Here is a 25,447-nt window from a genome sequence, read left to right as displayed (position 1 = left end):
AAAGGTCGCCATAAATGGCGTAATGCCGATCAGTTAAGCACCTTATCAAATCACCGCACCTTCCGTAGCGGCGCGATTTATCGCGCAATGAATTGCGCCGCTACAATGTGTGCTCTCGGTAATTGAGGGTTTTCATGTCTTAACTGACGAGCATTACGCCATAAATGGCGACCTGGAATTCTAAATCATCCCCCACACCAGCCACGTCAGTGCGAAACCGCTCAGCCCCATCACCGTCGTCAATACCGTCCAGGTCTTCAGGCCATCGGCCACTGACAAGCCCAGATAGCGCGTCACCACCCAAAAACCCGCATCATTGACGTGCGACAAACCTAACCCGCCAAAACAGGCCGCCAACGTCACCAACACGCGCTGCATATCCGTCACATCGCCCACCGCCTGGCTTAACAAGCCGCTGGTGGTCAGAATTGCCACCGTTGCCGATCCCTGCGAAGCACGCAGCGCCAGCGACAGAATAAAGGCCGCCGGAACTAAGGGCAGATGCAAGGTTTCCAGCGTCAACGCCAGCGCTTTGCCCACGCCCGATTCCACCAGCACCTTACCAAACGCGCCGCCCGCGCCCGCCACCAGAATCACGCTGGCGGAGCTGGGAATCGCACGTCCGGTGAGATCTTCCAGTTTCTCTTTGCTCCAGCCACGACGCACACCAAGCAGCCATGCCGCCAGTCCCAGCGCAATCAGCAACGCAATGGCTGGCGTACCGATCACCGTCATCACCGCACGCAGCGTGCTGCCTTCTTCCAGCGTGGTGTGCGCGACGGTGCCCATGACGATCAACAGAATCGGCACAACAATCAGACCGGTAATGGTCAGTGCACCCGGCGCTGGCGCGTCGTTCTTCGGCTTGCCTTCCGGCTTCGCTAGCTGCAGCTGTTCTAATACATCAACGGAAAGATGATATTGACGCAGGTTCATCGCTTTCGCGACGTAATAACCGACGATACCGACCGGAATCGAGATCAGGATACCGAGCATCATCAGCCAGCCCATATCAGTGTGCAGAATGCCCGCCGCCGCCGCCGCGCCGGGATGGGTTGGCAGCGCCACGTGCACCGTCAGCATCACGCCCGCCATCGGCAAGCCAAACTTCAGCGGTGACACGCGCGCCACTTTGGTGAAGCCATAAATCAGCGGAATCACGATGATAAAGCCGACTTCGAAGAACACCGGAATGCCGAGGATAAACGCCGCCATGGTCAGCGCCGCCACGGTCCGCTTGATACCCAGCGATTTACTGAAGCGTTGCGCCAGCGACTCGGCACCGCCCGAGGCTTCAATCACTGCGCCGAGCATCGCCCCCAGCACGATGATAATGGTGATATGCCCCAGCAAGTTACCCATCCCGCTAAAGATGGTTTCCATAATTTTGTCGGCTGGAATGCCGGTCGCAATCGCCACCAGCAAGCTGACAATCAGCAGCGCCACAAAGGGGTGAACTTTGGTTTTAATCACCAGCAGCAGCAAGATCACAATGCTGGCGGTAGCAATGGCTAACAACAACGCGGTAGACATGATAATCCTCTGATTTAATTAGTATAGTTTGGGTACAGCTCTATCTGGTATTGACGAATTCAGGTATGACTTACCCAGCACAGTGCTGAAAATCCCTGTGCTGGGTGGTTAAACAAAATTTATTTAGCGTAAGGCGCGAACCAGCCGAGGCCAGCTTCAGTGCGGCCGCGCGGGATGTATTCACATCCCACCCAACCGTCGTAACCCACTTCATCCAGCAGGTCGAACAGATAGGAATAGTTGATCTCGCCTTCATCCGGCTCGTGGCGATGCGGCGCAGAGGCGATCTGGATATGGCGATAACGACCAGCGTATTCACGAATCAGATGCGTCAGATTGCCGTCCACCAGCTGTGCATGGAACAGATCGAGCTGGGTAAAGACGTTGGGCCGATCGATACGCGCCATCATCGCCAGCGTCTGATACTGGCTGGCGTAGAGATAATTCGGCTTGGTCACTGGATTAAGTGCTTCCAGCAGCAGGCGAATGCCGTGCGGCGCAAAACGCTCGGCGGCATAATGCATATTAAGCACGAAAGTCTCTTCATAGGCTGCACGATCGGCACCGTTTGGGACCGTTGCCGCCATCACATGCACCTGCTGGCAGTTGAGCGCCAGCGCATATTCCAGCGCCCGATCGATATCGGCACGCGCTTCCTGTTCACGGCCCGGAATGGCGGAAACGCCCCACTCGCCCGCCTGCACGTTGCCGGCGGCGGTGTTGAACAGCACCAGTTCCAGCTGATGTTTTTCCAGCTCGGCTTTAATCACCTCGGCCGGAAAGTCATACGGGAACAGGAATTCAACGGCGCGAAAACCGGCGTTGGCCGCGGCGGCAAAGCGTTCGATAAACGGCAGCTCACCGAACTGCGTAGATAAATTGGCTGCAAACTTAGGCATTAAACATTCCTCAATTCCGCGACTTCGCTATCGGTCAGATAACGAATCGAGCGGTCACCGAGCGTAAACATCAGACGCGCGGTCTCTTCCAGTTCTTCAGTGTTATTGGCAGCTTCGCGCAGGGATTTGCCCACCACCACCGGACCATGATTGGCCAGCAGGAAGGCGTTATAGCGCGAGGCCAGATTGGCCAGATCGTCTGCCAGCCGCTGATCGCCCGGCTTGTAATACGGCACCACCGGCACATCGCCGACGCGCATCACCACATACGGCGTGAACGGACGAATACAGTTTTCGCTGTCGAGATTGTTCAGGCAGGAGAGCGCCGTCAAATAGTGGCTGTGCAGATGCACCACCGCTTTGCACGCGGGATTGTTCAGGTAGAGCGCGCGGTGAAAAGCCACCTCTTTCGACGGCTTGTCGCCGGAGATCCATTCGCCCTGAATCGTCACTTTCGACAGACGATCGGCCTGCAATTCGCCGAGGCAGGAGCCGGTTGGCGTCGCCAGCAAGTTGCCATCCTCCAGCAGCAGCGACAAATTGCCCGCTGAACCGGTGGCGTAACCGCGCTGAAAGAAGGACGCGCCGAGCTGTACCATTTCTTCGCGTGCTTGTTGTTCCGTCATGCTGAAAACTCCTGTTGTGCGCGGGCAAAGAACTGTTCATCGCCAAAATTGCCTGATTTCAGCGCCAGCGACAGCGGCTGATGGATATCGCGTACCCACGGCACGCCCGGTGAAATCATCGGGCCAATGTGGAATGCGGTAACGCCAAGGCTTTGTGCCACCACGCCCGAGGTTTCACCGCCAGCAACGATGAAGCGCTGCCAGCCACGGCTTTTCAGTTCACGGGTTACTGCGGCAAACAGCTGCTCAACCGCTTCACTGCTGCGCGCTGCGCCGTACTGCTGCTGAATGGCTTGCAGCTGCTGGGCATCGGCGGTAGCAAACAGCAAAGGTGCCAGTTCGGACTGATGATGCGCTGCCACCCAGTCACAGAGTTCCTGCGCATAGCTTTCGGCGTTATCAAGGCAGCGTTCCACCAGCACTTCATGCGAGGGCGCTTGCTGACGATACGCCTGCACCTGACGGTTGGTCATTTGCGAGCAGGAGCCTGAGATCACCACCGCGCGATCGCCTTGTGGGCGCCCGGCTTGTTCAGCATCGCTGTTCTGCTGCTGCGTTGCCCAGGCGCGGGCGATACCGATCGCCAGGCCTGAACCGCCGGTCACCAGGCGCGTCTCTTTCAGCGCTTCGCCCTGCGTCAGCAAGTGCTGTTCGTGCAGCGCGTCTAGCACCACATAGTTGATGCCCTGCGCTTTCAGGGTATCCAGCTGCGCACGCACCGCATCAGCACCTTGATCGAGCTGCGCGGCGTTGATCACCGCGGCCTGGCCTTTGGCCTGGCGCGTCATCAAACGCACCAGATTGCTGTCGGTCATTGGCGTTACCGGATGATGGCGCATGCCCGATTGGGACAGCAGCTGATCGGCGACAAAAAGATAGCCTTGATACACCGTACGACCGTTAACCGGCAGCGACGGCGAGATCACCGTTTGCGTTTCGCCCAACGCTGCCAGCAGCGCATCAGTCACCGGGCCGATATTGCCCTGCTCGGTGCTGTCAAAGGTGGAACAATATTTGAAGTAGAAACGATCGCAGCCCTGCTGTTGCAGCCACTGCAGCGCCGCCAGCGACTGATCGATCGCCTGCTGCGCCGGGCATGAGCGCGACTTCAGGCTGATAACAATCGCCTGCGCGCTCAGCGCGTCATGACTTTCCGGCACGCCGTTGAACTGGATGGTCGGCAAACCGTTCTGCACCAGAAAACTGGCGATGTCGGTTGCGCCGGTAAAATCGTCTGCAATAACGCCTAAACGCATGATTATTGCTCCTTCGCCTGCGGCAGCGTGATGCCGCTGAAGATCTTGATCACTGCGCTGTCATCTTCACGACCGTGGCCGGCGTTGCTGGCTTCGGTAAACATATTGAGCGCAGTAGAAGCCAGCGGCAGCGGGAAGTGCAGCGACTTGGCGGTATCCGCCACCAGATTGAGATCTTTAACGAAGATATCGACCGCTGATTTCGGCGAGTAATCGCCATCCACCACGTGACGCATGCGGTTCTCGAACATCCATGAGTTACCGGCGGCGTTGGTCACCACGTCATACATGGTGTCGAGCGGGATTCCAGCGCGCGCGGCCAGCGCCATCGCTTCAGCGCCCACAGCAATGTGCACGCCCGCCAGCAACTGGTGAATGATTTTTACGGTTGAGCCGAGACCGATTTCGCTGCCCACGCGATAGACTTTCGCCGCCACCGCATCCAGCACAGGCTTGAGCAGGGCAAAAGCTTCATCGCTGCCGGACGCCATTACCGTCATCTCGCCAACTGCGGCTTTGGCTGCGCCGCCGGAAACCGGTGCATCCAGCATCAGCAACTGATGCTGCGCCAGCTGTTGTTCAATCGCCTGCGCATCCTGTGAAGAGATGGTAGAAGAGACCATGACCACGGTGCCGGGCTTGAGCTGCGCCGCCACGCCGTTTTCACCGAACAGGATTGCTTTAACCTGCGCGGCATTCACCACAAGCAGCAGCACCGCATCCAGTTCAGCGGCAAAGCGGGCAGCGGAGGTTTGCGCATCACGTGCACCGGCCTGACGCAGGGTTTCCAGCGCCTGCGGATTGAGATCAACACCCCAGGTATTTAATCCTGCACGGATGCAAGACTGCGCGGCACCCATGCCCATGGAACCTAAACCAATCACGCCGATGTTATTCACGGTTGCTGACATAGCAAACCTCCATTGTTAATTTAAGTGATAATTTGTTCATTGGTGTTAAGTCTGCCGCAGTCAGTGGCGAATAAACGTGCGTGATATCACAAAAATTAACTTAGCCGCTCAATGATTAACATGGATTCACAGCCGGAGGTGAGCGCTTCGAAGTCAGTCCAGATGGGATTTCTGCTTAGATTACGGCAAGATAAATTGTGCTGCGGGCTGTGAATCGATGATCTACAATGTGAAAAAATGATAATTCAGGGAGACCAAGGTGATTCCGGTTGAACGTCATCAACAAATTTTAGCGCTGGTGGGCGAACGCGGCGTGGTTAGCATTGCCGAGCTCACTGAGCGCTTGGGTGTGTCGCATATGACGATACGTCGCGATGTGCAGAAGCTGGAAGAGCAAGGTGCGGTATTGTCTGTTTCGGGCGGCGTGCGCTCAGCAGATCGCCTGGCGGCGGAGCCATCGCATCTGGCGAAAACCAATATGTACAGCGGCGAGAAGATGGCGATTGGGCAGTATGCCGCGCGTCATATTCCGCGTAATAGCTGCATCTATCTCGATGCCGGCACCACCACACTGGCGCTGGCGCGCGAGTTGCTTGAGCGTGATGACTTGCTGGTGGTGACCAACGATTTCGTGATTGCGCGCCTGCTGATGGAGAGCAGCGGCTGCAAGTTGATTCACACCGGCGGCACGGTATGTCGTGAGAACCGTTCCAGCGTCGGTGAAGCGGCCGCCAGAAGTTTGCGCCAGCTGGCGATCGATATCGCGTTTATCTCCGCGTCCTGCTGGGGCCCGCGCGGGCTGTTTACGCCGGATGAGGATAAGGTGCCGGTGAAGCTGGCGGCGAGCGATGTGAGTAGTAAGCGCGTGTTGTTAAGCGACAGTTCGAAGTACAACAAGATTGCGACGCATCTGGCGTTACCGCTGGAGCGGTTTGATACCTTGATTACCGATGCGGGGTTGAGTAAAGCGGGACGCGAGGCGTTGAGTGCGGGGAGTTGGGAGTTGGTGTTGGCGGGATAGTGCGTGCTGTCCCTTTCGGTCGGTGCTCGCTGTCCCCCATCCCTGGTCCGTGCTTGCTGTCCCCCTCCTCGGTCCTCCCCCATAAATGGGGGAGGAAGATGGTGCTCTATGCGAGTGAGGAGGTGCATGTGGCAGCGTCTCCTTCCCCCGCTTGCGGGGGAAGGCCGGGATGGGGGACAGCGACGTCGATCAAATCACACTTCTTCGCTGAACTGCGGAACCGGGTTGCGGAAGGTGCGGGTCACAAAGGCGAGGTAAATAATACCAATCGCTGCCCACACCAGGCCGAGCACCATGGAGGTCTCTTCCAGATTAATCCACAACGCCCCCACCGTCAGGGCACCCATTACCGGCAGCACCAGATAGTTGATGTGATCTTTCAGCGTCTTGTTACGCTTCTCACGGATCCAGAACTGCGCAATCACCGACAGGTTCACAAAGGTGAACGCCACCAGCGCACCGAAGTTAATCAGCGCAGTTGCGGTTACCAGGTCGAAGTTGATCGCCATCAGCGCGACCGCACCCACCAGCAGCACGTTCAGTGACGGCGTGCGGTATTTCGGGTGCACGAAGCCAAAGAAACGCTGCGGGAACACGCCATCGCGGCCCATCACGTACATCAGACGTGAAACGCCTGCGTGCGCGGCCATACCGGATGCCAGCACCGTCACCACCGAGAAGATCAGGATGCCAATTTGCAGCGCTTTACCCGCCACGAACAGCATGATCTCTGGCTGTGAAGAGTCCGGATTCTGGAAACGCGAGATGTCCGGGAAGTACAGCTGCAGGAAGTAAGAAACACCGATAAAGATCACACCACCAATCAGCGCGGTGAGGAAAATCGCGCGCGGGATCGTGCGTTCAGCATCTTTGGTCTCTTCTGACAGCGAACTGATACCGTCAAAGCCAAGGAACGAGAAGCAGAGAATAGTCGCACCGGTAATCATCGGGACTACGTGCGCATTCTCAGACCAGAACGGTCTGCTGCTGGTCAATGTTCCCTCGCCAACACCGTGTGCCACACCGTAAACCACCATGCCGGTAATCACTACCATCACTACCACCTGCAGCACCACGATCACGCTGTTGAAGTTGGCAACGGTTTTGATTCCACGCAGGTTGGAGATGGTCATAAAGGCCACCAGCAGCACCACGAAAATCCACGACGGAATGCCCGGCACCAGCGTCTCAAAGTAGCTTTTCGCCAGCAGGATGTTGATCATCGGCATGAACAAGTAGTCCAGCAGTGATGACCAGCCAACCATAAAGCCGACGTGCGGACTGATTGCCTTCTGAGCATAGGTGTAAGCGGAGCCCGCAGATGGGAAGCGGCGTACCAGCTTGCCGTAGCTCACGGCAGTAAACAGAATCGCGATCAGGGCGAAAGCATAAGCGGTGGCGACGTGGCCGTCGGTCAATCCAGACACGATACCGAAAGTATCAAACAGGGTCATTGGCTGCATATACGCCAGGCCCATCATGACAACCGGGATCAGGGTCAGAGATTTTTTCAGGTGTGCACGCTGAGGTGCGGCAGAGGTGTTAAGCGACATTGTTCAGGCCCCCGCAGACGACAACCGCGATCGGTTGGGCTACAGGGCTACTGCGCAATTTGCTGCAGTGAGAAGTGATATTAGTGTTTACGATTGTCGCGGCGCCGTAGTCATCACGGAAGCGAGAACCAGCCTGCGCTGGTGCAATGTTAAACAGTCCCATCTTTGTTTTCCTCAAATCTCACGCACAAGCGTGTTTGTCAGTATCTATCTATCCGGATGCGTGTCCGGCCTCGTGTGAATGTCAGTGAGTACATCATGCAAAAAAATAACCGACGCGGTTAACGTCGGTTAGTTCTCATTTTGCAGGGCGCGTATTTTGCCCCAACTTATGCCATCGGCACAAGACGTTAGATCAATTCTTCCGGCACTCAGGCATTCTTGAGCATCCAGTCGATTTCCGTCGAGGTGATTAAGCGCTCAAACTGCATCAGTTCGTACTGTTTGCAGCTGTGCCACACCCCGCTGAAACGCTCGCCCAGCAGCTTTTGCAGCGGATAGCTATTCTCAAATTCATACAGCGCATCACTCTGCCGAATCGGTAATGCCAGCCCTTCTGCTTCATGTCCATTGCCCTGCACCGCATGCGGTAAAGGTAGCTGATTATCCAGACCGTGCAAAATACCGGCAAGAATTGTTGACACCACCAGATAGGGATTTGCATCCGCACCGGCCACGCGATACTCGATGCGATGGTTATCCGCATCGCCACAAGGCACACGCAGCGCAACCGTGCGGTTGTTGTGTCCCCATGACGCCTGTAGCGGTACATAGGCTTCCGGCAGGAAGCGGCGATAGGCGTTCACGTTCGGCGCCAGCAACGCCATTGAAGCCGGCATTAAATCGATCATGCCCGCCAGCGCGCGTTTCATCAGCGGTGAATCGCTGCCGTCATCGAGCGCAAAGGCGTTGTGATCGGCGGCATCCAGCATGCTGATGTGCACATGCATGCCGCTGCCCGCGTACTCTTCGTAAGGCTTGGCCATGAAAGTAGCGGTCATGCCATGATTTTCCGCCACCTGACGCACCAGCCGTTTCAGCTGAATAGCGTGATCGCAGGCTTTCAGCACGTCGCGCGTGTGATGCAGGTTGATTTCGAACTGGCCGGGCGAGGCTTCCGCCAGCGCGCCATCGGCGGGAATGCCTTGCAGCTTGGCCAGATGGTCGATGTCACGCAGTACGTCGGCGAAGTGATCGAGATTATCCACCGAATACACCTGGCTCTGCATATTGCGTTCGTCACTGCCCGGCGAGCACGGCGGCTGAATGAAGCCCTCCGCATCACGCTTTTTATCCACCAGATAGAACTCCAGCTCTACCGCTACCACCGGGAACAATCCTCGATTGCGCAGCTGTTGCCACAGCCGATTAAGGACATTACGGGGTTCAACGTCAAAGGGAGTGCCATCTTGGTTACACATGGTCAGCAACAGCTGAGCGATGTGCGTGGGATCGGCGGCAGAAGGAATTAAGGTGCCGGGCACCGGCATGCAGAGGTGGTCGGGTTCGCCCAGGGACTGACCCAGTCCGGCGTCTTCGACGGTGTTACCGAGGATATCCATAGCGAAAACCGAGGCCGGGAAGTAACACCCTTTTTCCAGTTTTGCCAATGCGGAGATGGGAATGCGTTTACCGCGAAATACCCCATTTAAATCATTAAGAAGAATATCGACATATTGCGTTTCAGGATGGCGTTCCAGCCAGGTTTTGACCTCCAGCTGGAACGCGCTTGTTCGCTTCTCTTCACTGTGTCGCGTGAAGTCTTCTACTTCTACGAGGTTCGTCATGATCCCACCCGCCCTTTACCGTTTAATATTGGTGCGCGCAATGCTCAAAATAACAGCCACTCCACTAACATAGCGCTAACGCAAAAAGTGTGCAAATGTAACAATTCTGTTTGAGGAATGAACGATCGGTTGCTAGATTGACAAAATATCGCACACTTTTAAGGCCAGCCGCGCATTTCCGGCGAAAATATTGAACAGCAACGCGGAGACGTTATGGGCATTATTTTTGACAAGCCCTTGATTGGCGTAGTGATGTGCCAGAACTTTATTGGCAGCCACGCAGGGCAAACCGTTCACAACAAATATCTCGACGCTATCGTGCTTGCCGGTGGCGTGCCGCTGCCCTTGCCGCATCAACTGATGCAGGCACCTCATCTATTAGAAAACAGTATGACCGTGCTGGATGGCATTTTGCTGACCGGCAGTCCCAGCAATATTGAACCCTGGCATTACGGCGCAGACGGTAAAGAGGCGCATGCCGATCCGGCGCGCGATCGCCTCGCCTTCGGGCTCATCACCCATGCGATCGGTAAAAAGATGCCGATGTTCGGCATCTGCCGCGGTTTGCAGGAGCTGGTGGTCGCTAATGGCGGCGCATTGTATCGCCAGCTGCATATGACACATCTGTTTCAGGAGCACCGCGAAAACGACGCGCTGCCGCTGGATGAGCAATACGCGCCGGTGCATACCGTGCAGCCAGAAGTGGATGGCATGCTGAGCCAGCTGCTGGGCAGCGCCGAACCTTTTGCCGTCAACTCGTTGCACGGGCAAGGCATTCGCGAAACCGGTCCACAGCTGCGTATCGAAGCGCGCGCGCCCGACGGGCTGATTGAAGCCGTAAGCCTGCCAAAGCACCCTTTCGCCCTTGCGGTGCAATGGCATCCGGAATGGCAATCCGATCGCGATTCGGTCTCGCGCCGTTTATTTGAGGCTTTTATCCAGGCCGCTGTCTGTTATCACAAGGAAAAACAGCCATGAATGATGCCACTCTGGCACCCGGACGTCGCTTATCGCAGATCCGGCAGGAGTTGGGATTGTCTCAGCGTCGCGTCGCTGAGTTATCAGGTTTAACGCACAGCGCCATTAGCACTATCGAACAGGACAAAGTGAGCCCGGCCGTCAGCACCTTACAGAAGCTGCTGAAGGTTTATGGGCTTTCGCTCTCAGAGTTTTTCTCCGAACCCAAAATCAATGCCACGCCGCGGGTGATTGTGCGCCCGGAAGAGTGCGTGGAGATCGGCAGCCTGGGCGTATCGCTGATGCTGATCGATAACGGTGCTGCACGGCGCGCGCTGGCGATGCTGCTGGAGCGCTATGAACCCGGCGCCAGCACCGGCGAGAAGTTACGCCATCCCGGCGAGGAGACCGGCACCGTGCTGGAAGGAGAAATCACGCTGGTGGTCAACGGCCAGAGTTACCATCTCTATCGCGGTGAAAGCTATGTGATTGATACCGGCTTGCCGCACAGTTTTACCAATACCTCAGATCAGCCGTGTCGCATTGTTAGCGCGCATACGCCCGCCAATTTCTAAGGTTTCGCGCTTAAGGAGGATGTCATGCAACATGTGGGAAGTTATTACGCCGCTACCGCCAACGCCCATGAGCCGTGGCCGGCGCTGCAAGAGTCAGTGCAGTGCGATGTCTGCATCATTGGCGGCGGCTTTACCGGACTTTCATCCGCGCTGTTTCTCACCGAAGCCGGTTACGACGTGGTGCTGCTTGAAGCGGCGAAAATCGGCTTTGGCGCCAGCGGCCGCAATGGCGGCCAGGTCGTCAACTCCTACAGCCGCGACGTGGATGTGATTGAGCAGCGCTACGGCAAACAGACCGCACAAATGCTTGGCAGCATGATGTTTGAAGGCGCGGAGATTATTCGCGACCGCATCGACCGTTACGCTATCGCCTGCGACTATCGTCCCGGCGGCATTTTCGCCGCACTGAATCAGCGGCAAATGGGCCATCTGCGCAGCCAAAAAGCCCTTTGGGCACGCTACGGCAATCACGATTTGGAGCTTCTCGACGAACGCGGTATTCGGCGCGAAGTGGCGACCGATCGCTACGTCGGCGGCTTACTCGATAAGCGCGGCGGGCATCTGCATCCGCTCAATCTCGCATTGGGCGAAGCCGAAGCGATTCGCCGTCACGGCGGGCGCATTTATGAGCAGTCGGCGGCGATTGAAGTGAAATATGGTGCACCGCATCGCATAAAAACCGCTAAGGGCGAAGTCAGCGCCACTTTCGTGATTTTTGCCGGTAACGCTTACTTGCCGTCACAGCTTGAACCGCGCCTGACGGGCAAAAGCATGCCGTGCGGCTCGCAGATCGTCACCACCGAACCTCTAACGCGCGATCAGGCGCTGGGTTTGCTGCCGAACAATTACTGCGTTGAAGATTGTAACTATCTGCTCGACTACTTCCGCCTCACCGCCGATAACCGCCTGCTCTACGGCGGCGGCGTAGTGTATGGCGCACGCGAACCGGATGATATCGAAGCGCTGATTCGCCCTAAGCTGCTGCGCACCTTTCCGCAGCTGCGTGACATCAAAATCAGCCACCGCTGGAGCGGCAACTTCCTGCTCACGCTATCGCGCATGCCGCAGTTTGGGCAGGTGGAGAAGAATGCGTTCTTTATGCAGGGCGACAGCGGACACGGCGTGACCTGTACCCATCTTTCAGGAAAGTTGATTGCTGAAGTGCTACGTGGGCACGCCGAGAGATTTGATGCGTTCGCAAAATTACCGCATCTGCCGTTTCCAGGTGGGAGACGGTTTAAGGTGCCGCTTACCGCGATGGGAGCGGCGTGGTATGCGTTAAGGGATCGGTTTGGGGTGTGAATCACTGATTACAATTTCTCGACATTCCTTTACCAAAACTTGCTATAAAACAGCAGTAATGTCAGGATCGGGCTCTTTAATTTTTGGGCTGCAAAATGTTGAGGTTGTTCGCCAGATACACTTCTGTTGGTGTAATTAATACGCTCATTCATTGGGGCGTATTTGCCGCACTTTATGCCATCGTTGGTAGCCAATCCCTGTCTAACCTCGTGGCGTTTTGTGTTGCGGTAACCTTTTCCTTCTTTGCTAACGCAAAATGGACGTTTAACGCAGAAGCGACCACCACTCGATATCTTCTCTATATCTGCTTTATGGGCGCAATGGCAACAGCCGTGGGCTGGACAGCTGACTATCTGCACATTAATCCAATTATTACATTGGTTTTCTTCTCTGCACTCAGCTTGGTTTGCGGCTTCGCCTACTCTAAGTTTTTCGTGTTTAGGACGAGTAAATGAAATTATCTCTTATCGTTCCAGTGCTGAATGAAGAGGAGGCCATTCCCCTTTTCTATAAAGCAGTACGCGAATTTGAACCCTTTAAAAAATATGATGTTGAATTGGTTTTTGTAAATGATGGCAGCACAGACAAGACAGAAGCTGTACTAACTGAAATTGAGACAGACGATTGTTTAGTTAAACATATTTCGTTTACACGCAATTTCGGTAAAGAGCCAGCCCTTTTTGCTGGCCTCGAAGCAGCAACTGGCGATGCTATTATCCCTATTGATGTCGATTTACAAGATCCTATAGATGTCATTCCTTTGATGGTTGATAAATGGCATTTGGGCGCTGATATTGTTCTGGCTAAACGTGTTGATCGTAGCACTGACTCTCATTTAAAGCGTAAGACTGCTGAGTGGTTTTACAAACTGCACAACAAGATCAGTTCGCCGAAGATCGAAGAAAACGTGGGTGATTTTCGCTTAATGTCACGCGACGTAGTGGAAAATATCAAATTGCTGCAGGAACGTAACCTGTTTATGAAAGGTGTTCTCAGCTGGGTCGGCGGAAAAACTGAAGTCGTTGAATATATTCGGGCAGACCGTGTTGCTGGCACAACCAAATTTAATGGCTGGAAGTTGTGGAACCTTGCCCTTGAAGGGATAACCTCGTTTTCAACCTTCCCACTTCGGATCTGGACTTATCTTGGACTTGTCGTCGCTGCCCTTTCGTTCGTCTATGGCGCATGGATGTTAATTGATACTATATTTTGGGGCAACCCTGTTAAAGGCTATCCTTCAATTATGGTTTCAATGCTGTTTTTAGGTGGCGTACAGCTCATTGGGATTGGTGTGCTTGGGGAATATATTGGTAGGATTTATATTGAGAGCAAAGGTCGACCTCGCTATATTATCTCCCCAAAGAATAGTGGGGCAGGCAATTCATCTAACTCTATTCAAAAAAACGAACAGTAAAACCTCATTTATTGATTTAATAGCATCCAACTTAGTGAAAGAGGAAATGATGAATTTAAACTCTAAGATAGATCATTTTTTAAAAACAAATCCTGCATTACTTTATGGCTTTATTGCTTCATTTATATCATGCCTAATAGTGTATGGTTTTGAATTGACCCACTTTACTCTATCAATTGATGAAGATACGAAAAATAATTTTATTCACATGATAGATCTTGGACGTTGGTCACATGCCTGGCTAAAGGAGTATATTTTTCCAGAGCCTTGGTCTCCATTCTCTTCTATGCTGGTTGCACTAATTGGTATATCTTTATCTAGTGCCACATGTTGCTACGCACTGAACTTTGATGTTAAAAAATCAATCTACTTTTCAATATTATTTATAGCGTTACCTCAGTTTGCGTATCAATTACAGTTTTCAAACCAAGATGAAACCTTTGGTTTAGCAATTTTTCTTGCAGCAGTTAGTGGCGTATTGGCACTCAAAGATCGTTTAGTGTTCTTCTTTGCTTTTATAATAATCAACGTTATTGTTTTATCAATTTATCAATCATTGATATTTTTTAGTGCAACATTAGTAACAATAAAACTTTTAGTTGACGCATGTAATAATGATTGCTCATTTAAGAAATGGGTATATTCATCAGCTAAAGTTGCCATTTGCTTATGCATATCTGTAGTAATCTATCTTATACTTACTTCAAAAATAAAATCATATTATGGTGTTTCTTCAGCATCATACTTTTCAGGCCTCATTACTTGGGGATCACTGGGACTAATTGGCGGAATAAAAAACTCCTTATCTTTCATTTATGAAAGATCAGGCCCATATCCTTTATATGGTCTTGCAACATATAGTTTTACATATTTAGCTGCCCTATTGATAATCGGTATAAATGCTGGCAAGAAAAACAATAATTTATTTTTGATTATCCTTATTGTCGCCATAACTTTATTGATGCCTTTTGTGCTCAATATTGCTATCGGCGGTGGGACGCCAGGACGAACGCTTAGCCAGTTGTCACTAGTATTTGCTTCACTTATCGTAATCTGTTTATCATATCTTAGAAGTGAAGTTTTGAAATCACTAATTACTTTTGGCTTTTTAATCACGGCTTCTACTACTGTTAGTCAACTTTTTTATTCTGATTATATTTCTGCCAAACAAAATGAAATGCTTGCTAGAAATGTTATGCATGACATTTATATGGCACATCCAGAATTCAATGAATCTATAAATAAAATTGCATTTATTGGAAAATCAAAAGTTAACAATCAATGGAAAAAATTTAATTCAGATGATTTTGGCGTGTCATTTTTTGAAAGAGGTGATAGTGCACGCATTGTTAATTACATAAACATTTCAGGCATAGCCAATAATTTAACCAATGCTTCAAATGAAGATTTTTTTATTTCTAACAAAGATGCTTTATCATTAATGCAGCCTTGGCCAAGCCCTGATGGTATCAAAATGTTAGGCCGGAATGTGGTCATTAAACTTTCTGATTAAATTTTTTTATGACTTAAGTGTAGAATCCCTTAGGAGTTCTACACTTTTAAATAATAGTTTTTATACATGATGAAATATTAATTATGGTTGTTATCAAGAAAATGATAATACTTTTAAGCACAAGAATAAATATCAATTCAGCATACATATCTGGAAAGCCTATAGATTTATTATCTATCATTTCTCATTAATAATTTCATAATGCACTACCAGTCCATTTCTCAGTATCAGCACAATGCCGTTATAAGTGCTAATAGTTTAGAATGTAATTAGCAGGTATCAAATGAATTTTTTAAAAGTTGAAGTAGATATGGAAAAACAAAACTCTCTCGCATTGGCTTTATTGGTATCTTTAACATCATATGTGATAATGTATGGGTTTGAATTAACTCATTTTACATTTTCTGTTGATGAAGATTTTTATGATAACTTTTATCATACTATAGAGTTAGGTAGATGGGGCCATGCATTTTTACGTGAATTTTTACTTCCTGAACCATACGTCGCCTTCTTTACAATGGCTATTTCATTGATAATAGTTAGTATTGCTACATCTCTTGCGGCTATTTATCTCTTTAATGAAAAAAAATAAATCCATAGCATTTTGCATATTATCTGCATCAATGCCTTTACTTGCATATCAATTTCAATTTCAAAATCAAGCTGACACATTATCAATATCAATACTATTGGCGACCTTAATGGCAGTTGTGTTTGATTATAAATATCCCAGCCCTATAAAATATATTACATTCGTATTATTAGGCATTTTTTGCATGTCTATATACCAAAGTATAATCCTTTTTCCAATTGCTTTAGTATTGATTAAGCAGTTAGTTGACTCGCTCAACAACAAAATAGATTATAAGGCAGGTTCATCAAAGCTATTATTATTGTTATGTTTGGTTTTAATTATCTACATTTTTTATTCATTAGCCACTCATTATGTACAATTATATTTAAACATACCCGCGGCAGAATATTTCAAAGCAATGCTTACATGGGGTAAACAACCAAGCAATGAAGTTTTCCAGGATGTTTTAAAACATCTAAAATGGCGATTAGGTAATAAATCTCACTTCGGCCTTAAAATATACTGGATTACAGCCATTCCATTAATTATAATAGTGATTAAATCAATTAGATGCAAGAATTATTATTCAACATTCCTTGCAATATGCATTTACTTATTTCCATTCTCACTGGATGTACTTACCGGTACATGGTTGCCAGCAAGAACTTTAACGCAAATCCCTATTTGCTTTGCAGCTTTAATATCACTGTCATTTTTTAACTTGAGAGCTAATTACATATACTTTGTATCTTTTTCACTATTGTTGATTGGAGCCTCTAATTCCAACAGATTGTTTTACGCAGACTTTATATCAAATCAACAGGATAACTTTCTAAGTCAGATGATGCTGAGCCATTTGATTATGGATTACCCTGAATTTAATGCAAAGTCTGATAAAATATATTTTTACGGCAATTCACCATTAAATAACAAATGGAGGCCTTCAAATTCAGAAAATTTTGGTATGTCATTCTTTCAATATGGCGATAGCAGAATCGTAAACTATATGAATATGACGGGTTTTATGGATCTCAAGCGTGTTAACGATACTACGATAAAAATGATGGAGAATGACATAAAGGCGGTTCCTTGCTGGCCTGACAAAAAATCAATAATAAAGCGAGAATCTGATTACATTATAAAATATTGTACAACATCATTTTAAAGTTAAATGAGGCAGCAATTTTGCTGCCTGTCATTAAACTGTAAAATTATTCTAACGGCATTTTCATCGGGTCATCATACGTATACTCAAAACCCAGCTCACTCGCGATCTTCGAGCCATCAATCACCTTGCCGTTTGAACGCTCTGGCTCAACGACAAACGTCGGTGGCTCAAGCCCTAGCTGCTTCGACACGCTGGGATAAAAGCTATCCCGCGACGGGTGTTTCGAGGCACATAAATTGTAAACATGGCCGCCTTTCGGGGTTTGCAGCAACAGCACAATCGCATCCACCACATCATCGAGATGCACCAGATTGACCGCATGCCCCCCGTTTTCCAGCCCGGTTTTGCCCGCCAGAAAACGCCCCGGATGACGATTTGGCCCCACTAATCCCGCGAGACGCACAATGTCTACGCTGGTGCCGGGCAGATCGTGCAGCCAGTTCTCCAGCTCCACTAACGTCTTGCCGGCGACGGTTTCCGGCTGCAGCGGACTGCTCTCTTTCATTACGCCCTCACCGCTGCCGTACACTGAGGTTGAGCTGGTGAAAATAATGCGCGGCACTTTCTTCGCCAGCGCGGTATCCACCACGTTCTGCACCGCCTGCATGTAATCTTCACCGCCTTTCACCGTGCGGCTGGCAGGTAATGTCACCACCAGCGCATCGACTGCCATCAGCGTATCTAACTCTTCGGCTTCACACTCCAGTTCGGGGGTTAGCACCAGCTGGCAGGCTTCGATGCCACAGCGGCGAGCGGCGTCCACGCCATCCGGCGAGGTTTTACTGCCGGTGACCTGCCAGCCGCGTGCCGTTAGCGCCATCGCCAGCGGCATACCCAGCCATCCCAGACCTACAATCGCGACCTTTTTCATATCGACTCCTGCTATGGGCTCACACTTCATCTTAGTGCGGGTAGATGTGCCAAACCAGCGCAAACTGTTTCGGGAGATTCCGGAAATTGACGGTTAAAAAAGGGTTGCCAATTGTCACCATCTTCGTTAGGTTATTCAGCACGCAAATGAATACTCATTCAGCAACGGAATTTACTATGACACGCGTTCAGTTCAACCACCATCATCACCATCACCCTGACTAGTCTTTCAGGCGATGTGTGCTGGGAGACGATTAGGATCTTCCAGTGGTGCGAACGCAAAGAGAGCCCCCGGAAGATCATCTTCCGGGGGTTTTTTTATGGGCGAACGCCAACCAACACGTTCAGACAGAATTGAATAAGAGGACAGGAACCATGTTAGATAACACCCGTATTCGCATAGCTATGCAGAAATCTGGCCGTTTAAGTGATGAATCACGCGAACTGCTGGCACGCTGCGGTATCAAAATTAACCTTCAGCAGCAGCGTCTGATTGCGTTTGCGGAGAACATGCCGATCGACATCCTGCGTGTGCGCGATGACGATATCCCTGGCCTGGTAATGGATGGCGTGGTCGATCTCGGTATCGTCGGTGAAAACGTGCTGGAAGAGGAGCTGCTGAATCGCCGTGCTCAGGGCGAAGATCCGCGTTACTTCACGCTGCGTCGTCTGGATTTCGGCGGTTGTCGCCTGTCGCTGGCGATGCCGGTTGATGAAGAGTACACCGGCCCGCAATGCCTGAATAACGCCCGCATCGCCACCTCTTATCCACACCTGCTGAAGAAATACCTCGATAAACAAGGCGTCGCCTTCAAATCCTGCCTGCTGAACGGTTCTGTCGAAGTTGCTCCTCGCGCTGGCCTGGCCGATGCGATTTGTGACCTGGTTTCAACCGGTGCCACGCTGGAAGCCAACGGCCTGCGCGAAGTGGAAGTGATCTACCGCTCTAAAGCGGTGCTGATTCAGCGCGATGGCGAACTGCCGGCCGCCAAGCAAGAGCTGGTCGACAAAATGATGACGCGTATTCAGGGCGTAATTAAAGCGCGTGAATCCAAGTACATCATGCTGCACGCGCCAAGCGAGCGCCTGGATGAGGTGATTGCGTTGCTGCCGGGTGCTGAGCGTCCAACCGTGCTGCCGCTGGCCGGCGATGTGAGCCGCGTGGCGATGCACATGGTGAGCAGCGAAACGCTGTTCTGGGAAACCATGGAAAAGCTGAAGTCGCTGGGTGCCAGCTCGATCCTCGTGCTGCCAATTGAAAAAATGTTGGAGTAATACCATGAGCACGCTGATGACACCCATTGATTGGCAGCAATGCAGCGCAGAGCAGCAGCAAGCGCTGCTGATGCGTCCGGCGATTTCGGCTTCAGAAACTATCAGCCAGATCGTGCGCGACGTGTTAGTTAATGTGAAAGAGAGCGGCGATACGGCGCTGCGTGAATTTAGCGCGCGCTTCGATAAAGCGCAGGTGGATAACCTGCGCGTCAGCGCTGAAGAGATGCAAGCGGCCAGCGATCGTTTGAGCGACACGTTGAAGCAGGCGATGGCCGTGGCTGTGGGCAATATCGAGACATTCCACAACGCGCAGATTCTGGCGGAAGTGGATGTGGAAACTCAGCCTGGCGTGCGCTGCCAGCAGATTACCCGTCCGGTCAAATCGGTGGGTTTGTACATTCCTGGCGGTTCCGCCCCGCTGTTCTCAACCGTATTGATGCTGGCGACACCGGCACGCATCGCCGGTTGCGGTCGCGTGGTGCTGTGCTCGCCGCCGCCAATTGCCGATGAAATTCTTTACGCGGCACAGCTGTGTGGCGTGAAAGAGGTGTTTCAGGTGGGCGGTTCACAAGCCATCGCCGCCCTCGCCTTCGGCACCGAAACCGTGCCGAAAGTGGACAAGATTTTTGGCCCTGGCAACGCCTATGTCACCGAAGCCAAACGTCAGGTCAGCCAGCGTTTAGATGGCGCGGCAATTGATATGCCAGCCGGTCCATCGGAAGTGCTGGTGATTGCCGATGAAGGCGCCACGCCCGCGTTCGTGGCATCTGATTTGCTGTCGCAGGCGGAACACGGCCCGGATTCGCAGGTGGTTTTGCTGACGCCGTCGCTGCAACTGGCCGAAGACGTGGCGCAAGCGGTTGAAGAGCAACTGGCGCAGCTGCCGCGTGCGGCTACCGCGCGTCAGGCGTTAGCGAGCAGCCGCCTGATTGTGCTGCGCGATTTAGAGCAGTGCATCGAGATCTCCAACCTGTACGGCCCGGAGCACCTGATCATTCAGACGCGTCAGCCGCGCGATCTGGTCGAAAGCATCACCAGCGCCGGTTCGGTATTCCTTGGCGACTGGTCCCCGGAATCCGCGGGCGATTATGCGTCCGGCACTAACCACGTGCTGCCGACCTACGGCTACACCGCGACCTGTTCCAGCCTTGGCCTGGCCGATTTCCAGAAACGTATGACGGTGCAAGAGCTGACGCCGCAAGGCTTCCTCAATCTTGCCGCGACGATTGAAACGCTGGCCGCCGCCGAGCAGCTGGAAGCCCATAAAAATGCCGTTACCCTGCGTGTTGCCGCGCTGAAGGAGCAAGCATGAGCCTGAATATTGAAGAGTTAGCGCGCGCCAATGTGCGAGCGCTGACGCCGTATCAATCGGCGCGTCGTCTGGGTGGCAACGGTGATGTGTGGCTGAATGCCAACGAATTCCCGCTGCCGGTACCGTTTGAGCTGTCGCAACAGACGCTGAACCGCTATCCGGAATGCCAGCCAAAGATTGTCATTGAGCGCTATGCCGCTTACGCCGGTTTGACGCCGGAGCAGGTTCTGGTCAGCCGCGGTGCGGATGAAGGTATCGAACTGCTGATGCGCGCGTTTTGTGAGCCGGGCAAAGATGCGATTCTGTTCTGCCCGCCAACCTACGGCATGTACAGCGTCAGCGCCGAAACCATCGGCATTGAATACCGCACCGTGGCGGCACTCGATGACTGGCAGCTGAATCTGCCGGCAATTGCTGACCAGCTCGACGGCGTGAAAGTCGTCTATATGTGCAGCCCGAACAATCCGACCGGCAACCTGATCAATCAGGATGACATCCGCGCGCTGCTGGCGATGACCGCCGGTAAAGCGCTGGTGGTGGCCGATGAAGCCTATATCGAGTTCTGCCCGGACGCGACGCTGGCGGGCTGGCTGCAGGAATATCCGCACTTAGTGATTCTGCGCACGCTGTCCAAAGCCTTCGCGCTGGCCGGTTTGCGCTGCGGCTTCACCCTCGCGAACAAGCCGGTGATCGATCTGCTGATGAAGGTGATTGCGCCCTATCCGCTGGCGACGCCGGTAGCGGATGTGGCTGGACAAGCGCTGAGCGAGCAAGGCATTGCGCTCATGCGTCAACACGTTGCCGAGTTGAACGCCAATCGTGCCTGGCTGTTTGAGCAGTTGCCGCAGATAAGCGTGGTGCAGCAGGTGTTCCCGAGTGAAACCAACTATATTCTGGCGCGCTTCACTGATTCGCCAAAAGTGTTTAAAACGCTGTGGGATCAAGGCATTATTCTGCGCGACCAAAACAAAAACCCCGGCCTTGCGGGATGCCTGCGCATCTCCATCGGCACCCGTGAAGAGTGCGAGCGCCTGATCGCCGCGCTGCAAGCCTTATCAGTGGAGCAAGCATGAGTCAGAAGATCCTTTTTATCGACCGCGACGGCACCATCATTTCTGAGCCACCCACCGATTATCAGGTGGATCGCATGGAGAAGCTGGCGTTTGAGAAGAATGCCATTCCGGCGCTGCTGGCGTTGCAGGCAGCGGGCTATCAGCTGGTGATGATCACCAATCAGGATGGCCTCGGCACCAACAGCTTCCCGCAGGCCGATTTTGACGGCCCGCACAACCTGATGATGCAGATTCTCCGCTCACAAGGCGTGAATTTCAGCGACATCCTGATCTGCCCGCATATGCCGGAAGATAACTGCGATTGCCGCAAGCCGAAGACCAAAATGGTGGAAGCCTGGCTGGCCGCCGGTGCGCTCGATACCGCCAACAGCTACGTGATTGGCGATCGTCTGACCGATATTCAGCTGGCGCAGAACATGGGCATTCAGGGCCTGCGTTACGGCGCGGAAGGCGAAGATTGGGATGCGATTCAGGCGCGCCTGACCAAACGCGATCGTTACGCGCTGGTGCAACGCAACACCAAAGAGACGCAGATTAAAGTCGAAGTGTGGCTGGATCGTGAAGGCGGCAGCAAAATTAACACCGGCGTCGGCTTCTTCGATCACATGCTGGACCAGATTGCGGTGCACGGCGGCTTCCGCATGAACATTGATGTGAAAGGCGATCTCTACATCGACGATCACCACACCGTGGAAGATACCGGTCTGGCGCTCGGCGAAGCGCTGCTGAAAGCGCTGGGCGACAAACGTGGCATCGGCCGTTTCGGCTTTGTGCTGCCAATGGATGAGTGCCTGGCGCGCTGCGCGCTGGATATCTCCGGCCGTCCGCACATCGAATTCAAAGCCGAGTTCAGCTACCAGCGCGTGGGCGATCTCAGCACCGAGATGGTCGAGCACTTCTTCAGCTCGCTATCCTACGCGATGATGAGCACGCTGCACCTGAAAACCAAAGGCCGCAACGATCACCATCGTGTGGAAAGCCTGTTCAAAGCCTTTGGCCGCACGCTGCGCCAGGCGATTCGCGTGGAAGGCAACACCTTGCCGAGCTCGAAAGGAGTGCTGTGATGAACGTGGTGATCCTCGATACCGGCTGCGCCAACCTGTCTTCGGTGAAGTGGGCCATTGAGCGCCTCGGCTACACGCCGCAGGTGAGCCGCGACCCGGATGTGGTGCTGCATGCCGACAAGCTGCTGCTGCCCGGCGTGGGCACCGCGCAGGCGGCGATGAATCAGCTGCAGGAGCGCGATCTCATCGACTTAATCAAAGCCTGTACTCAGCCGGTGCTCGGTATTTGCCTCGGCATGCAGCTGCTCGGTCGCGGTAGCGATGAGAATGGCGGCGTCACCACGCTCGGCCTGGTTGATGAGCCCGTCACGCTGATGGATACGCAGGATTTACCGCTGCCGCACATGGGCTGGAACCAGATCACCGCTAAAGCCGGCCATCATCTGTTCCGCGACATTCCCGATGGCAGCTACTTCTACTTCGTGCACAGCTACGCCATGCCGGTGAATGCCGCCACTATCGCCCAGTGCGATTACGGCTATCCGTTCACCGCTGCCCTGCAGAAAGATAACTTCTTCGGCGTGCAGTTCCACCCGGAGCGTTCGGGCAAAGCCGGCGCGCAGCTGCTGAAAAATTTCCTGGAGATGTGATGATTATCCCCGCATTAGATTTAATCGACGGCAAAGTGGTGCGCCTGCATCAGGGCGATTACGGCCAGCAGCGCGATTACGGCAGCGATCCGCTGCCGCGTTTACAGGATTACCAACGCCAGGGTGCAGAAGTGCTGCATCTGGTGGATTTGACCGGCGCGAAAGATCCGGCCAAACGTCAGATTCCCCTGCTCACCACCTTACTGCGCGGCGTGACCGTGCCGGTGCAGGTCGGCGGCGGCATCCGCCATCGCGATGATGTGGCGGCGCTGCTGGCAGCTGGTGCCACGCGCGTGGTGGTCGGTTCCACCGCGGTGAAGCAACCGGAAGAAGTCAAAAGCTGGTTTAACGAGTTTGGCGCCGACGCCATTGTGCTGGCATTAGATGTGCGCATTGATGCCAACAACCGCAAAGAGGTGGCGATCAGCGGCTGGCAGGAAGCGGCGGGCGTGACGCTGGAAGAGGTGATTGGCTGGTATCAGCCGGTTGGCCTCAGGCATGTGTTGTGCACTGACATTTCGCGCGACGGCACGCTGAGCGGATCCAACGTCGCGCTGTATAAAGAAGTGTCTGCGGCCTTCCCGGACATCGCTTTTCAGTCTTCAGGCGGCATCGGTTCGCTGGATGACATCGCGGCGTTACGCGGCAGCGGCGCACAGGGCGTGATCGTTGGTCGCGCGTTACTGGAAGATAAATTCACGGTGGCGGAGGCAATCGCATGCTGGCAAAACGGATAATTCCTTGTCTCGATGTGCGTGACGGGCAAGTGGTGAAAGGCGTTCAGTTCCGCAACCACGAAATCATCGGTGACATTGTGCCGCTGGCGCAGCGTTATGCGCAGGAAGGTGCGGACGAGCTGGTATTCTACGATATCACCGCCTCATCAGATGGCCGCGTCGTGGACAAAAGCTGGGTGTCGCGCGTGGCGGAAGTGATCGATATTCCTTTCTGCGTGGCGGGCGGCATTAAGAGCGAAGAAGACGCGGCGCGCATTCTGCAGTTTGGTGCCGACAAGATTTCCATCAACTCGCCAGCATTAGCCGATCCGACGCTGATTACGCGCCTGGCCGATCGCTTTGGCGTGCAGTGCATCGTAGTGGGCATCGATACCTGGTTTGACGAAGTGAGCGGCAAATATCACGTCAATCAGTACACCGGCGACGAAGCGCGCACCAAAGTGACCACGTGGGAAACTCTGGATTGGGTACAGGAAGTGCAGAAGCTGGGCGCGGGTGAAATCGTACTCAACATGATGAACCAGGATGGCGTGCGTAACGGCTACGATCTGGTGCAGCTGAAGAAAGTGCGCGATGTGTGCAAAGTGCCGCTGATCGCCTCCGGCGGCGCAGGCACGATGCCGCACTTCCTTGACGCCTTTGTGCAGGCGAACGTCGATGGCGCGCTGGCGGCTTCGGTGTTTCACAAACAAATTATCAATATCGGCGAGTTGAAAAACTTCCTGATCGACAACGGTGTGGAGATTCGCGCGTGTTAACTGCAGAACAACTGGCCAGGCTGGATTGGGTCAAAACCGCGGGCATGATGCCCGTTATCGTCCAGCACAACGTTTCCGGCGAAGTGCTGATGCACGGTTATATGAACGAAGAAGCGCTGCAAAAAACCCTCAGCGAGGGCAACGTCACCTTCTTCTCACGCACCAAAAACCGTTTATGGACCAAAGGCGAAACCTCGGGCCACTTCCTGCAAGTGGCGAGCATTACGCCGGACTGCGACAACGACACGCTGCTGGTGCTGGCCAATCCGATTGGCCCAACCTGCCATCTCGGCACTTCCAGCTGCTTCTCACCGGCTGCGCCAGACTGGACGTTCCTCTATCAGCTGGAGCAGCTGCTGGCTTCGCGCAAAAGCGCCGATCCAGAGAGTTCGTACACCGCGAAGCTTTATGCCAGCGGCACCAAGCGTATCGCGCAGAAGGTGGGTGAAGAAGGCGTGGAAACGGCGTTGGCTGCAACGGTTAACGATCGTCACGAGCTGACCAATGAAGCTTCGGATCTGCTTTATCACCTGATGGTGCTGCTGCAGGATCAGGAGCTGGATTTGAGCACCATCATCAATAATCTGCGGGCGCGTCATAAATAACGTTTCGTAGGGTCGCCATTCATGGCGACCAATGTCCCAGGCGCGCATAAATGCGCACCCTACGCTATTCATCA

The 25,447-nt window shown here is 53.0% G+C and carries 26 protein-coding genes and 1 other annotated feature; of the genes, 18 read left to right on the top strand and 8 right to left on the bottom strand.

Annotated features, from left to right (window positions below; translation table 11 throughout):
• Positions 1–180 precede the first annotated feature (180 nt).
• The 5 genes from PZBJ_RS16675 to ltnD form a co-directional block, all read right to left on the bottom strand.
• Positions 181–1,533 (bottom strand): GntP family transporter, encoded by a 1,353-nt coding sequence (locus PZBJ_RS16675; protein WP_101763406.1) that lies wholly within the window; start codon positions 1,531–1,533, stop codon positions 181–183.
• A gap of 119 nt (positions 1,534–1,652) precedes the next feature.
• A complete protein-coding gene (locus tag PZBJ_RS16670; protein WP_101763405.1) occupies positions 1,653–2,432 on the bottom strand; it encodes an HPr family phosphocarrier protein in 780 nt (259 codons plus the stop codon).
• Positions 2,432–3,058 (bottom strand): 3-oxo-tetronate 4-phosphate decarboxylase, encoded by a 627-nt coding sequence (gene otnC, locus PZBJ_RS16665; RefSeq protein ID WP_101763404.1) that lies wholly within the window; start codon positions 3,056–3,058, stop codon positions 2,432–2,434. Before otnC ends, PZBJ_RS16670 begins: the two co-directional genes overlap by 1 nt.
• Entirely contained in the window at positions 3,055–4,314 is a 1,260-nt protein-coding gene (gene otnK / locus PZBJ_RS16660; RefSeq protein ID WP_101763403.1) for a 3-oxo-tetronate kinase, read from the bottom strand. Before otnK ends, otnC begins: the two co-directional genes overlap by 4 nt.
• 2 nt (positions 4,315–4,316) lie before the next feature.
• Entirely contained in the window at positions 4,317–5,225 is a 909-nt protein-coding gene (gene ltnD / locus PZBJ_RS16655) for an L-threonate dehydrogenase (protein ID WP_101763402.1), read from the bottom strand.
• A gap of 259 nt (positions 5,226–5,484) precedes the next feature.
• Between ltnD and ygbI the strand changes: the two genes are divergently transcribed.
• Positions 5,485–6,246, top strand: coding sequence for a DNA-binding transcriptional repressor YgbI (gene ygbI / locus PZBJ_RS16650; RefSeq protein ID WP_101763401.1), 762 nt, complete (start codon positions 5,485–5,487; stop codon positions 6,244–6,246).
• A gap of 194 nt (positions 6,247–6,440) precedes the next feature.
• Here the strand turns inward: ygbI and PZBJ_RS16645 are convergent, their stop codons facing one another.
• Together PZBJ_RS16645 and PZBJ_RS16640 are read right to left on the bottom strand one after the other, a co-directional pair.
• A complete protein-coding gene (locus tag PZBJ_RS16645; RefSeq protein ID WP_101763400.1) occupies positions 6,441–7,799 on the bottom strand; it encodes an APC family permease in 1,359 nt (452 codons plus the stop codon).
• A gap of 371 nt (positions 7,800–8,170) precedes the next feature.
• On the bottom strand, positions 8,171–9,586 hold the full coding sequence (locus PZBJ_RS16640; RefSeq protein ID WP_101763399.1) for a glutamine synthetase family protein: 1,416 nt from the start codon (positions 9,584–9,586) through the stop codon (positions 8,171–8,173).
• A 213-nt stretch (positions 9,587–9,799) separates the two neighbouring features.
• Here PZBJ_RS16640 and puuD point away from each other — a divergent pair, with 213 nt between their 5' ends.
• From puuD to PZBJ_RS16605, 8 genes are all read left to right on the top strand, one after another.
• Positions 9,800–10,564, top strand: a complete 765-nt coding sequence (gene puuD, locus PZBJ_RS16635; RefSeq protein WP_101763398.1) for a gamma-glutamyl-gamma-aminobutyrate hydrolase — start codon at positions 9,800–9,802, stop codon at positions 10,562–10,564.
• Positions 10,561–11,118 carry an HTH-type transcriptional regulator PuuR gene (gene puuR / locus PZBJ_RS16630; RefSeq protein ID WP_008104818.1) on the top strand — a complete coding sequence of 186 codons (558 nt, stop codon included), beginning with the start codon at positions 10,561–10,563 and terminating at the stop codon, positions 11,116–11,118. The genes puuD and puuR overlap by 4 nt, the downstream gene beginning before the upstream one ends.
• A 24-nt stretch (positions 11,119–11,142) precedes the next feature.
• A complete protein-coding gene (locus PZBJ_RS16625) occupies positions 11,143–12,420 on the top strand; it encodes an NAD(P)/FAD-dependent oxidoreductase (RefSeq protein ID WP_101763397.1) in 1,278 nt (425 codons plus the stop codon).
• A 95-nt stretch (positions 12,421–12,515) separates the two neighbouring features.
• The gene (locus tag PZBJ_RS16620) at positions 12,516–12,875 is read left to right on the top strand and encodes a GtrA family protein (RefSeq protein WP_101763396.1); all 360 of its coding nucleotides are present in this window, start codon (positions 12,516–12,518) and stop codon (positions 12,873–12,875) included.
• On the top strand, positions 12,872–13,834 hold the full coding sequence (locus PZBJ_RS16615; protein WP_101763395.1) for a glycosyltransferase family 2 protein: 963 nt from the start codon (positions 12,872–12,874) through the stop codon (positions 13,832–13,834). The genes PZBJ_RS16620 and PZBJ_RS16615 overlap by 4 nt, the downstream gene beginning before the upstream one ends.
• Before the next feature lie 46 nt (positions 13,835–13,880).
• Positions 13,881–15,347 (top strand): glucosyltransferase domain-containing protein, encoded by a 1,467-nt coding sequence (locus PZBJ_RS16610; protein ID WP_101763394.1) that lies wholly within the window; start codon positions 13,881–13,883, stop codon positions 15,345–15,347.
• Between the two features lie 283 nt (positions 15,348–15,630).
• The gene (locus PZBJ_RS24050; protein ID WP_146001302.1) at positions 15,631–15,939 is read left to right on the top strand and encodes a hypothetical protein; all 309 of its coding nucleotides are present in this window, start codon (positions 15,631–15,633) and stop codon (positions 15,937–15,939) included.
• Entirely contained in the window at positions 15,926–17,086 is a 1,161-nt protein-coding gene (locus tag PZBJ_RS16605) for a glucosyltransferase domain-containing protein (protein ID WP_101763393.1), read from the top strand. Before PZBJ_RS24050 ends, PZBJ_RS16605 begins: the two co-directional genes overlap by 14 nt.
• A gap of 46 nt (positions 17,087–17,132) precedes the next feature.
• Here PZBJ_RS16605 and PZBJ_RS16600 read toward each other — a convergent pair whose 3' ends face one another.
• Positions 17,133–17,960: an SDR family oxidoreductase gene (locus tag PZBJ_RS16600; RefSeq protein ID WP_101763392.1), complete on the bottom strand. Its 828-nt coding sequence runs from the start codon at positions 17,958–17,960 to the stop codon at positions 17,133–17,135.
• 176 nt (positions 17,961–18,136) lie between these two features.
• Here PZBJ_RS16600 and hisL point away from each other — a divergent pair, with 176 nt between their 5' ends.
• The 9 genes from hisL (at position 18,137) to hisIE (ending at position 25,373) form a co-directional block, all read left to right on the top strand.
• Positions 18,137–18,184: a his operon leader peptide gene (gene hisL / locus PZBJ_RS16595; protein ID WP_100396937.1), complete on the top strand. Its 48-nt coding sequence runs from the start codon at positions 18,137–18,139 to the stop codon at positions 18,182–18,184.
• Positions 18,160–18,281, top strand: a sequence feature (His leader region). (Overlaps the previous gene by 25 nt.)
• Positions 18,282–18,334: 53 nt before the next feature.
• Positions 18,335–19,234: an ATP phosphoribosyltransferase gene (gene hisG / locus PZBJ_RS16590; protein ID WP_008104821.1), complete on the top strand. Its 900-nt coding sequence runs from the start codon at positions 18,335–18,337 to the stop codon at positions 19,232–19,234.
• 4 nt (positions 19,235–19,238) lie between these two features.
• Complete coding sequence (hisD, locus tag PZBJ_RS16585; RefSeq protein ID WP_101763391.1) at positions 19,239–20,546, top strand: histidinol dehydrogenase; 1,308 nt, start codon at positions 19,239–19,241, stop codon at positions 20,544–20,546.
• A complete protein-coding gene (hisC, locus tag PZBJ_RS16580) occupies positions 20,543–21,619 on the top strand; it encodes a histidinol-phosphate transaminase (RefSeq protein WP_061717707.1) in 1,077 nt (358 codons plus the stop codon). The genes hisD and hisC overlap by 4 nt, the downstream gene beginning before the upstream one ends.
• Positions 21,616–22,683, top strand: a complete 1,068-nt coding sequence (gene hisB / locus PZBJ_RS16575) for a bifunctional histidinol-phosphatase/imidazoleglycerol-phosphate dehydratase HisB (protein ID WP_101763390.1) — start codon at positions 21,616–21,618, stop codon at positions 22,681–22,683. Before hisC ends, hisB begins: the two co-directional genes overlap by 4 nt.
• Positions 22,683–23,273, top strand: a complete 591-nt coding sequence (gene hisH / locus PZBJ_RS16570; RefSeq protein ID WP_101763389.1) for an imidazole glycerol phosphate synthase subunit HisH — start codon at positions 22,683–22,685, stop codon at positions 23,271–23,273. The genes hisB and hisH overlap by 1 nt, the downstream gene beginning before the upstream one ends.
• Positions 23,273–24,010, top strand: coding sequence for a 1-(5-phosphoribosyl)-5-[(5-phosphoribosylamino)methylideneamino]imidazole-4-carboxamide isomerase (gene hisA / locus PZBJ_RS16565; protein WP_101763388.1), 738 nt, complete (start codon positions 23,273–23,275; stop codon positions 24,008–24,010). Before hisH ends, hisA begins: the two co-directional genes overlap by 1 nt.
• Entirely contained in the window at positions 23,992–24,768 is a 777-nt protein-coding gene (hisF, locus tag PZBJ_RS16560) for an imidazole glycerol phosphate synthase subunit HisF (RefSeq protein WP_101763387.1), read from the top strand. The genes hisA and hisF overlap by 19 nt, the downstream gene beginning before the upstream one ends.
• Entirely contained in the window at positions 24,762–25,373 is a 612-nt protein-coding gene (hisIE, locus tag PZBJ_RS16555) for a bifunctional phosphoribosyl-AMP cyclohydrolase/phosphoribosyl-ATP diphosphatase HisIE (protein WP_101763386.1), read from the top strand. The genes hisF and hisIE overlap by 7 nt, the downstream gene beginning before the upstream one ends.
• The last annotated feature ends 74 nt before the right edge of the window (positions 25,374–25,447 follow it).

It is taken from the genome of Pantoea endophytica (genome assembly GCF_002858935.1).
Lineage (GTDB): Bacteria > Pseudomonadota > Gammaproteobacteria > Enterobacterales > Enterobacteriaceae > Pantoea > Pantoea leporis.
Note: the sequence above shows the minus strand (reverse complement) of the source record. Positions and strands in the feature narration are given on the sequence as shown.

Bases quoted from the DNA above. Each gene is read 5' to 3' on its own strand.
- PZBJ_RS16640 (WP_101763399.1), bottom strand. From the start codon at position 9,586: ATGACGAACCTCGTAGAAGTAGAAGACTTCACGCGACACAGTGAAGAG.
- hisG (WP_008104821.1), top strand. From the start codon at position 18,335: ATGTTAGATAACACCCGTATTCGCATAGCTATGCAGAAATCTGGCCGT.
- hisA (WP_101763388.1), top strand. From the start codon at position 23,273: ATGATTATCCCCGCATTAGATTTAATCGACGGCAAAGTGGTGCGCCTG.
- otnK (WP_101763403.1), bottom strand. From the start codon at position 4,314: ATGCGTTTAGGCGTTATTGCAGACGATTTTACCGGCGCAACCGACATC.
- puuD (WP_101763398.1), top strand. From the start codon at position 9,800: ATGGGCATTATTTTTGACAAGCCCTTGATTGGCGTAGTGATGTGCCAG.
- puuR (WP_008104818.1), top strand. From the start codon at position 10,561: ATGAATGATGCCACTCTGGCACCCGGACGTCGCTTATCGCAGATCCGG.
- hisC (WP_061717707.1), top strand. From the start codon at position 20,543: ATGAGCCTGAATATTGAAGAGTTAGCGCGCGCCAATGTGCGAGCGCTG.
- PZBJ_RS16675 (WP_101763406.1), bottom strand. From the start codon at position 1,533: ATGTCTACCGCGTTGTTGTTAGCCATTGCTACCGCCAGCATTGTGATC.
- PZBJ_RS24050 (WP_146001302.1), top strand. From the start codon at position 15,631: ATGAATTTTTTAAAAGTTGAAGTAGATATGGAAAAACAAAACTCTCTC.
- ltnD (WP_101763402.1), bottom strand. From the start codon at position 5,225: ATGTCAGCAACCGTGAATAACATCGGCGTGATTGGTTTAGGTTCCATG.
- hisB (WP_101763390.1), top strand. From the start codon at position 21,616: ATGAGTCAGAAGATCCTTTTTATCGACCGCGACGGCACCATCATTTCT.
- hisD (WP_101763391.1), top strand. From the start codon at position 19,239: ATGAGCACGCTGATGACACCCATTGATTGGCAGCAATGCAGCGCAGAG.
- PZBJ_RS16670 (WP_101763405.1), bottom strand. From the start codon at position 2,432: ATGCCTAAGTTTGCAGCCAATTTATCTACGCAGTTCGGTGAGCTGCCG.
- hisH (WP_101763389.1), top strand. From the start codon at position 22,683: ATGAACGTGGTGATCCTCGATACCGGCTGCGCCAACCTGTCTTCGGTG.
- PZBJ_RS16620 (WP_101763396.1), top strand. From the start codon at position 12,516: ATGTTGAGGTTGTTCGCCAGATACACTTCTGTTGGTGTAATTAATACG.
- PZBJ_RS16625 (WP_101763397.1), top strand. From the start codon at position 11,143: ATGCAACATGTGGGAAGTTATTACGCCGCTACCGCCAACGCCCATGAG.
- PZBJ_RS16600 (WP_101763392.1), bottom strand. From the start codon at position 17,960: ATGAAAAAGGTCGCGATTGTAGGTCTGGGATGGCTGGGTATGCCGCTG.
- PZBJ_RS16610 (WP_101763394.1), top strand. From the start codon at position 13,881: ATGATGAATTTAAACTCTAAGATAGATCATTTTTTAAAAACAAATCCT.
- otnC (WP_101763404.1), bottom strand. From the start codon at position 3,058: ATGACGGAACAACAAGCACGCGAAGAAATGGTACAGCTCGGCGCGTCC.
- PZBJ_RS16605 (WP_101763393.1), top strand. From the start codon at position 15,926: ATGAAAAAAAATAAATCCATAGCATTTTGCATATTATCTGCATCAATG.
- hisF (WP_101763387.1), top strand. From the start codon at position 23,992: ATGCTGGCAAAACGGATAATTCCTTGTCTCGATGTGCGTGACGGGCAA.
- PZBJ_RS16615 (WP_101763395.1), top strand. From the start codon at position 12,872: ATGAAATTATCTCTTATCGTTCCAGTGCTGAATGAAGAGGAGGCCATT.
- PZBJ_RS16645 (WP_101763400.1), bottom strand. From the start codon at position 7,799: ATGTCGCTTAACACCTCTGCCGCACCTCAGCGTGCACACCTGAAAAAA.